The following is a 7,133-nucleotide window of genomic DNA, read 5'->3' as shown; positions in this document are numbered from 1 at the left end:
TTCCTCGTTGAAGGCCTCGATCAACTCACCGCGCTGCGCGAACGCCTGGCGCGCCGCCGCCATCGCCGTATCCACCAACGTCTTCTCGAAGTCCGACGGCGCAAGCCTCGAAATCGCCTCGGAAAATTCAAGATCGAGCAACTTGCCGTTCCCGTCGACCTCCACCGTCACCGCACCGTCGGGCGAAGTCTCCCGGACCCGAATCGCGGCCATATCATCCCCGAGATCACGCATCCGATACAGCCGCCGACGCACCGCGTCCTCGAGTTCATCCATCGTCTCGTACATGGCGTCCTCCCCTACACCTGCCGCAGCCAGCTCTGCGGCTCGGACTCGTCTTGTTCCTCCAGCGCCTCCTGACGTGCCACCTCTTCCGGCGTCGGCAGGCCCATCAGGTTGATCATCTCTTCGGCTACCCCGGCCTGCTCGAACTCCGCCCGCCGGGCCAGCGCGGCCCGGTTGGACGCCTGGCGGCACAGCCGCATGATGTCGGCCGCCAGCGCGTAGGGGTCGCGGCGCAGTTCGGCCGCCTCCAGCGAAACGCCCAGGGGCAGGCCCTGATCGGTGGTGCGCACCGTGATCGCGCCGGTGCGCGAGCTCGCGGTCCACTGGGCTGGTTCGGGTTGCTCGTCGGTCATGCTGTACTCCCTCGCGGTGCTGCCGCTTCCGGCAGCCACTCAGATCATGGATTCCGGACCGCCTGAACAGCAAGCAGATCGCCACGATCGCCGCGGATCTGCGCCAAGATTGGCGCGGAGGCGCCATCGTCAAGAAGGCGGATCCGAACAAATACCAGATCAACGCGATACATCCGGAACAGTACGGGTCGCTCCTCAGCGCCAGTGTTGGTAAGGCCTGGGACAATCCTTTCCTCGGACAGAAAACAAGATCAGGAAAAGAGCTCCGACAAGTACTTCGATAAGCCGCCGACAGCGGATCAGATCCAGGGGTATCAGAAACAGGGCATGACCCTCGATCCCCAGGTCATCAACCCCGAACCGGGCATGTCGATCGGCTGGAAAGACGAGATGAAGGGGTTCGTCACCTCCGCCCAGGCCGCCATGGACGCGAATATGGAAATCGCATAGTCCTGGTCTCGTATTGCGTCCGAATTGACGCGCGCACTCGGCGACCTGTCGTCACAGATGTCGTCGGTCAGCAAGAACCGGACAGGGCAAGGAGGCCGCGATGGCCGCCACCTCGAACTGCACCGCGACCACCCGGCCGCTGACGCAGTACATGGATCTGCTCGGCCGGACCCTGAGCTGGGATCGCGGTAGGGACCGCCCTCACGGGCGTCCCCCCCACACAGATCCCAGCGTGCGGAACTACCGCACTGGGCTCCTGCCTCGGATTTTGGCGTCGAAGCGCACTTCCGGAAATTCGTGCTTGACGCGGGCGAGCGGCAACCACTTGGCGGTAAGTCGGTCCATCCGTTTCCAGTTCAGTCGGGTGCGCTGGCTGCGGCGCCGAAGCGCCTTGAACCAGTATCGACCGACCTGGGTGCAACACCGCGACCGCTTCGGTGTTACCGGGCGCGGCATAGTAGGCGATGTGGCCTGGCACCACACTCCTCAACCATTTGCCTTGCTCCGGGATGGGCTGATGTCGGCGCTTCTCGAGTTGGTCGTCGACCTCTCGTAGCTTCACCCGCATCCGCTTCTTGATCGTGACCCGCCGCAGCCACAACCGTCCGCGCTTGGACATCCCGCAAAAGTGCGTGAAGCCAAGGAACTCGAACGTCTCCGGCTTCCCCAGACCCGTGCCGTTCGGTGCCGGGCGGCGTGCCGCCCGAATTCGATCAGTCGAGTCTTGTCGGGATGCAGCTCCAGCCCGAACTTCGCGAACCGCTCACGAAGGTCGCCATGGGGTAGGCGCCGACGACGCCAACCCGATGCTCTCCCGGGCTTGTCTGCTTGGGTCTGTCGGGCAGTTGTCCCCGGATGTGGTGATGTGGGCGGGCTCGGGGCAGGAATAGGGCTATGAGCAGGCCGATCGCCACCGCGCCCGTCGCGATCAGGAAGGAGAGGCGGAAGCCGTGCATAGTTGGTACCGCGACCCGTCCACATCGTTCGCGGGCGAGGACCATACCGATGACGGCGCTCGATATCGCCGCGCCGATCGAGCGCATCAGAGTGTTGAGGCCGTTGGCCGCGCCCGTCTCCGAGGCGGGGACCGCGTCGACGATCAGGGCGGGAGGCGAAGAGTAGGCGAGGCCGATGCCGGGGCCCAGGACCGCCACGATGACGAGACTCTGCCAGGGAGCGCTCATCAGGCGAAGTCCTGCGCTGTAGTCGATCACGATGATCACCATGCCGAGGATCAGCGTGACCTTCGAGCCGACTTCGCGGCCAACTGGGCGTAGACGGGGACCGTGAACATCATCGTCAGCCCAAGCGGCGCCATGAACAGGCCCGCGACCACCATCGATCGGCCGAGGCCGTACCCGGTCGCCTTCGGCAGCTGTAGCAGTTGGGGGAGGACCAGCGAGACGACGAGAAATGAGACGCCGACCATGATCGAGGCGAGGTTGGTGAAGAGCACCGCGGGGCGGGCCGTGGTGCGCAGGGCCACCAAGCATTCTGAATGTCAACTCCGGCCCATTTGTGGGCCGGAATCGACACTGAAACTCTGCGAAATCGCTTGCGGCTCTTCGCAGTCCCTCACCGCTGATCTTCCGGTACGAGGGGCCCCGCGACCTGCCCGGGACGGATCAGCGCGTGGCCATTTCCTCCGCCCTCTGTTTCATGATGGTCTGGTTCACGCCTTCACCGACCTCCAGCAGTTCCTCGCGTCGGGGCCCTGACCACCTGCTGCTCCGGGACGGTCATCGCCCGGTTCAAAAGCTCCAGGTCCCACGCGGGCTCCCGCAGGTCGAGCCGGTTCGACGCCCGGAGTCCGTCCATCGCCGGGTGCATGTGCCGGCGCCACATCGACGGTGCGACGTGCTGCGTGGTCTCGGAGACACGGCCGCTCGCCCACAACAACATGAGCAGGTCGGCGCCGGGGACATCGGGACGCACGGCGCCCGCACCCGTGTGCGCGCAGCAGAATCTGTTGTGCGAGTGCGCAGATCTCGGTGACGTCTATCGGCTGCACCGGCTGCGCTGGGTCATGGAGACCTCCATGCTCGAGACCCTCGCAGGCAAGCACCCGCTCGTCGACGTCGAAGATGGCGGCCAAGCACAAAACCGAAATCACGACACCGCACGGGCTACGCACCTGTATCGAAGCACGCATCGAACGCGAGGGCAGAAAACCATTCGTCGCACGGTTCGGCGAGACACCGCTGCATCGGCAGAAAACGGCGAGAATCACTGACTCCCAGCCGATCCGGGTCGACCATCCGCACAAGGAGATCCTCACCCGGCTCCTTGCGGACATCTGGGAACTCTGTGGCGCCGTAGGCAACGTCGAGGTCCACCACATCCGCAAGCTCGCAGAACTGGAATACCCGGACCGCTTCAGCCGTCCACCGGATCGGACCTACCGCAAACGCCCGCGCACATCACAGACGAGCTGCACGTTCACGCCGGTCGTTTTCCGCTTGCCCGAGTACAACTCCGGCCGATTGGCCCACGACCAGCACGGAAGCAACGTCCCGTCCACGATGTACTGCTCATCGGGCGAAAGCTCCTCGGCCACCGGCACTTCCGGCACGAGCATCCGATCCGGCCAAGGCGTGATACAGCAGATCGCCCGTGAGATCGTCGGCTGCGAGGTCTCGTACTGTTCGGCGAGTTCGAACTGAGTCCGGTTGCGCCGTAAACACATCAAAGTGACACACACGCCATGGAACAGGCCCAGCGATGGCGGGCATCCAATCATCTCCTCGGCCTCGATGGCGCACCGCTCGACGAGCTCGGTCAACTCGACGATCTTCCCAGCGGGACCCGGTGGTATGATACAGGCGCAGCGGTCCTTATCAGCGAAATCTCTTGTGGTGAAACAATTTTCACTGACAGCGGGCCGCTGCTTCGTCCGACACGCCGAGTCGGCAGCACATATCAACGGAGTGCGCCGCAGACAAGACATATCAGCGGTATGCGCCTACGGGCGGCACGAGGGGCCGTGCGGAGGTCACCGCGTGAACGGGCGATCGTCGCAGTACGGCTCTAGCCAAAGGCTGCGCCGGTGTCCGCGCCGGTCAGCTCGTCCGCGGCCTGGCGCTAGCTGTCGGCGAACGCCTCGAAGGTACCCGCCATATTGTCCAGGGCCGGGATCAGTTCCTGGTCGAGGTTCCCGACACCACCGCCGAGGAGATCGCCGAGTCCGGCATGGACCACCGGGCCGCCCTGTTCGAGTTGAACGGCCTGTTCGCGGCCTGGGTCGAGATCGAATACCACCGCCGGGTCCATTCCGAAACCGGGCAGAGTCCGCTGGCCAGGTGGGAAGTCGGGTGGGATCGGATCAATCGCAGCCCGGCGATCCCGACCGCGCCGGATCTGACGGAGGTAGGCGGCAAGTTCAGTCCAGCGTTCCGGTGATCGACCGCGGCCAACCGGCTCAAGGCTGCCGCGTTTCCGGTGACCAAGACTCTCGCGTGCGCCGATCTCGAGCCGCAGCGACGGCAACGGCCCCAACAACTCCCGCTCGAGGGCCAATTCACTGATGCATTCGGAACGACCGCCATCGACCTCGACATCTGGCCGCCAAGAGCCGATGCGTTGCTCCCGGCGCAGCTGTTCGTGGACGGCCGGTGATGCAGCGGTGTGCAGGACAGCCTGGGCGGCGTTGCCAGCGATGCTGACACCGGCAGCCGCGATCAACGTGCTCCAGAAGAATGCGTGCGCACGCGGCGTGCGTTCTGCGATCGTTGCCGAACGTGGCCCCACTGACGTGCTCGGTGGGGCTGTCGTCGGCACCGTTCGGTCGGAGGGAGACATGGAGTCCTTCCTGGGGCGTGGTCAGTGTGCGGACGCCGCGGATGCCGGTTGGTACGCAGGAGCGAGCGGATGTGGCTCGCGGGTGAGAACTGCTAGGGCTGCGGCGACTTCGTGGAGATGGGCTTTGACGTAGGTGGCGGTGGTGCCGTGGGTTTTGCCGCGGTGGCCCGCGTACTCGCGGGCGACCGCGTAGCTGAAAGTGCGCTCCACCCAGGTCAGCGTGGTGTGGCGTAGCCAGTGTGCGGTGATTCCGCGGCTCGCGACCCACGGCAGAACTTCACCGATGCGCTGCCAGAGGTGGTCGTAGCGGCGGGAGGTGATCGGTTTGCCGTTGCGGTAGCGCAGCAGCCGTCCGGACTGCGGGCTGTGGCGCTCGGCGGCATGAGCCAGCAGGTGCCGCATGAGGGTGGGCGAGACGGGCTGCCAGCGTTCGGTGGCGTCCTTCTCCCGTAGATAGATCAGGCACATGTCGGGGTCGAGGTCGTGTGGGCGCAGGGCGAGTGCTCCGCTTCGGCGGCATGCGGTTTCGATATGCAGGCGCAGGATCAGCGAGTCGAGTTCGGGGTCGTCGCCGGTGGTGGCGGTGACTTGGCAGATCTCGGTGAGCTGCTGCGTTGGGATCGCGTAGCGGTGGGAGCGTTGCCGGGCCGGGATACTCAGGCGTCGGGCTGGGTTGTCGCTGGGGCGTATCCAGCCGTGGTCCTCGGCGTAGCGGTACACACAGCGCACGGCGCTGACGAAGTGCTCGGCGGCGCTGGTGCCTCCGCGGGAGGCACGGTTGACCCGGCTGACCGCTTGGACAGCTTGGGTCATCTCGTCGAGGTCGGGTTTGGAGACCTCATCGAGACGGCGGTCGCGCCACTGCGTTTCGAGCCGGTTCAACGCAGCGCCGTAGGTGCCGCGAGTCCCGGCAGCGAGCGTCGCTCGGACCTGAGGGACGACCTCAGCGAACGTCGGAACGGGGATAGCGACCGTCACCAGATCGGCGGGGGCGATCCCCATCTGGGAGAGCAGCAGCTTGGCGGCGGCCACCGTTTCCGCGTTCGCGGCGCGCTGGATGGATGTCGTCATGGGCGTACCGCCCCGGCGAGGTTCACGCTCGCGGCACAAAGCTCGTCCAGGGTGGCGCGAGGATGCACAACGAGTCGACCGGTGCCGCGGTGCCCGAGCAGCAGCACCTGATCGCCGACGAACAAGCACGCCACCCGTCGCTGCCGATACGGGATGCGGAAGTAGCCCTCGCGGGTGACGATCGCCTGGCCGTCCGACCTCGGAGTGACGGTCACGGTTCCGCCGACCGCCACGGCCACGTCCAGACGAACACCGGGGCGCCAGCGCAGAGCCGCCAGCAGACGCTTGTCAGCGATGCGACCGCCGTCGCCCACCACTGACACGCCATAGATCAGATCGGCGTCCGGCGCGCGGACAACCGGGTCGGCGGTCACCGGGCCATGGATCAATTCCTCCAACGGCGCCTTAGGAAACGCCAACAGCGGGATCATCGCCACACCCGACCGACAGCGGGATCGACCGCACCGCCCGGGACTTGTCTCGAGGCCGAGGAAGGGATGACGCCCGAAATCAGGCGACCGCCGGCCGGGACACCTGCCCGGCGACCCCGATCGCCCCTTCCAGCTAGCACTTCTCGTGACACGCCTGCCGCAAAACGTTGCAGGTCAAGTTGTGTTTCCACAGATAGCCTCCGCGTGTATGAGAACTCTCAAACACGCCGCTGCCAGATGTGTCACGCATGACACGAATCTGTGCGCGAGAGGGGACTTGAACCCTATGTGCGGCAGATTTGCCTAAACCATGTGTTCGACGACATCTAATATAGGCAATTGCCATGTTCGTTTCAACGCCATCAGTGGAGTGTTTCTACCGTAATAGGCTGCAGCCGAGCGTCTTTCATCTCGACTGCACTGAAGGGCTGCTCGCATGATCAACCGGGGGACGCCGCCGATCGTGGTGCTTCCGAAAGAGCCGAGACCTCCCCGGCCACTGCATGCGGCGCGACCCGGGCAGCAGGGCCGATCGCTGCGATCTTGCTGCGGCGCTTGTCTTCTCGCTCCTTCTTTCCTCTGCGGACAACGGTCAGCCGGGAAGTTAAGGTGGGCTCGACGGGCAGGGAGATGCGCTGCGACGCGGGCGCTGCGGCGCGGGCGCTGCGGCGCTTACGGTGGCGGGAGGGTGCATCGTAGGCTGCATGCGGGCCTTCCGTAACCATCGACAACCGGCCAGGCCTCG

10 protein-coding genes and 1 pseudogene are annotated in these 7,133 nt (G+C 65.4%); 3 read left to right on the top strand and 8 right to left on the bottom strand.

What is annotated here, in order from left to right:
* Positions 1–288 (bottom strand): YbaB/EbfC family nucleoid-associated protein (locus tag ABZW16_RS42355; protein ID WP_354961808.1); only part of this gene is annotated, 288 nt, incomplete at its 3' end.
* Positions 289–299: 11 nt separating this feature from the next.
* Positions 300–638 carry a hypothetical protein gene (locus tag ABZW16_RS42350; protein WP_354961807.1) on the bottom strand — a complete coding sequence of 113 codons (339 nt, stop codon included), beginning with the start codon at positions 636–638 and terminating at the stop codon, positions 300–302.
* Positions 639–965: 327 nt separating this feature from the next.
* Here ABZW16_RS42350 and ABZW16_RS42345 point away from each other — a divergent pair, with 327 nt between their 5' ends.
* Positions 966–1,088: a hypothetical protein gene (locus tag ABZW16_RS42345; RefSeq protein ID WP_354961806.1), complete on the top strand. Its 123-nt coding sequence runs from the start codon at positions 966–968 to the stop codon at positions 1,086–1,088.
* A gap of 713 nt (positions 1,089–1,801) precedes the next feature.
* Here ABZW16_RS42345 and ABZW16_RS42340 read toward each other — a convergent pair.
* From ABZW16_RS42340 to ABZW16_RS42325, 4 genes are all read right to left on the bottom strand, one after another.
* Positions 1,802–2,314, bottom strand: coding sequence for an MFS transporter (locus ABZW16_RS42340; RefSeq protein WP_354961805.1), 513 nt, complete (start codon positions 2,312–2,314; stop codon positions 1,802–1,804).
* A gap of 8 nt (positions 2,315–2,322) precedes the next feature.
* Complete coding sequence (locus ABZW16_RS42335; protein ID WP_354961804.1) at positions 2,323–2,574, bottom strand: hypothetical protein; 252 nt, start codon at positions 2,572–2,574, stop codon at positions 2,323–2,325.
* 640 nt (positions 2,575–3,214) lie between these two features.
* Entirely contained in the window at positions 3,215–3,427 is a 213-nt protein-coding gene (locus ABZW16_RS42330) for a hypothetical protein (RefSeq protein ID WP_354961803.1), read from the bottom strand.
* Between the two features lie 59 nt (positions 3,428–3,486).
* Positions 3,487–3,870: a hypothetical protein gene (locus tag ABZW16_RS42325; RefSeq protein ID WP_354961802.1), complete on the bottom strand. Its 384-nt coding sequence runs from the start codon at positions 3,868–3,870 to the stop codon at positions 3,487–3,489.
* A 413-nt stretch (positions 3,871–4,283) separates the two neighbouring features.
* Here ABZW16_RS42325 and ABZW16_RS42320 point away from each other — a divergent pair.
* Positions 4,284–4,391 (top strand): annotated as a pseudogene (locus tag ABZW16_RS42320) (hypothetical protein); the annotation flags it as partial.
* Positions 4,392–4,526: 135 nt separating this feature from the next.
* Positions 4,527–4,703, top strand: a complete 177-nt coding sequence (locus tag ABZW16_RS42315) for a hypothetical protein (protein ID WP_354961801.1) — start codon at positions 4,527–4,529, stop codon at positions 4,701–4,703.
* 204 nt (positions 4,704–4,907) lie between these two features.
* On the opposite strand, the gene ABZW16_RS42310 is transcribed toward ABZW16_RS42315, so the two are convergent.
* A complete protein-coding gene (locus ABZW16_RS42310) occupies positions 4,908–5,957 on the bottom strand; it encodes a site-specific integrase (RefSeq protein WP_354961800.1) in 1,050 nt (349 codons plus the stop codon).
* Complete coding sequence (locus ABZW16_RS42305; RefSeq protein ID WP_354961799.1) at positions 5,954–6,376, bottom strand: hypothetical protein; 423 nt, start codon at positions 6,374–6,376, stop codon at positions 5,954–5,956. Before ABZW16_RS42305 ends, ABZW16_RS42310 begins: the two co-directional genes overlap by 4 nt.
* Positions 6,377–7,133 lie beyond the last annotated feature (757 nt).

It is taken from the genome of Nocardia sp. NPDC004604 (genome assembly GCF_040609795.1).
Taxonomy (GTDB): Bacteria; Actinomycetota; Actinomycetes; order Mycobacteriales; family Mycobacteriaceae; genus Nocardia.
Note: the sequence above shows the minus strand (reverse complement) of the source record. Positions and strands in the feature narration are given on the sequence as shown.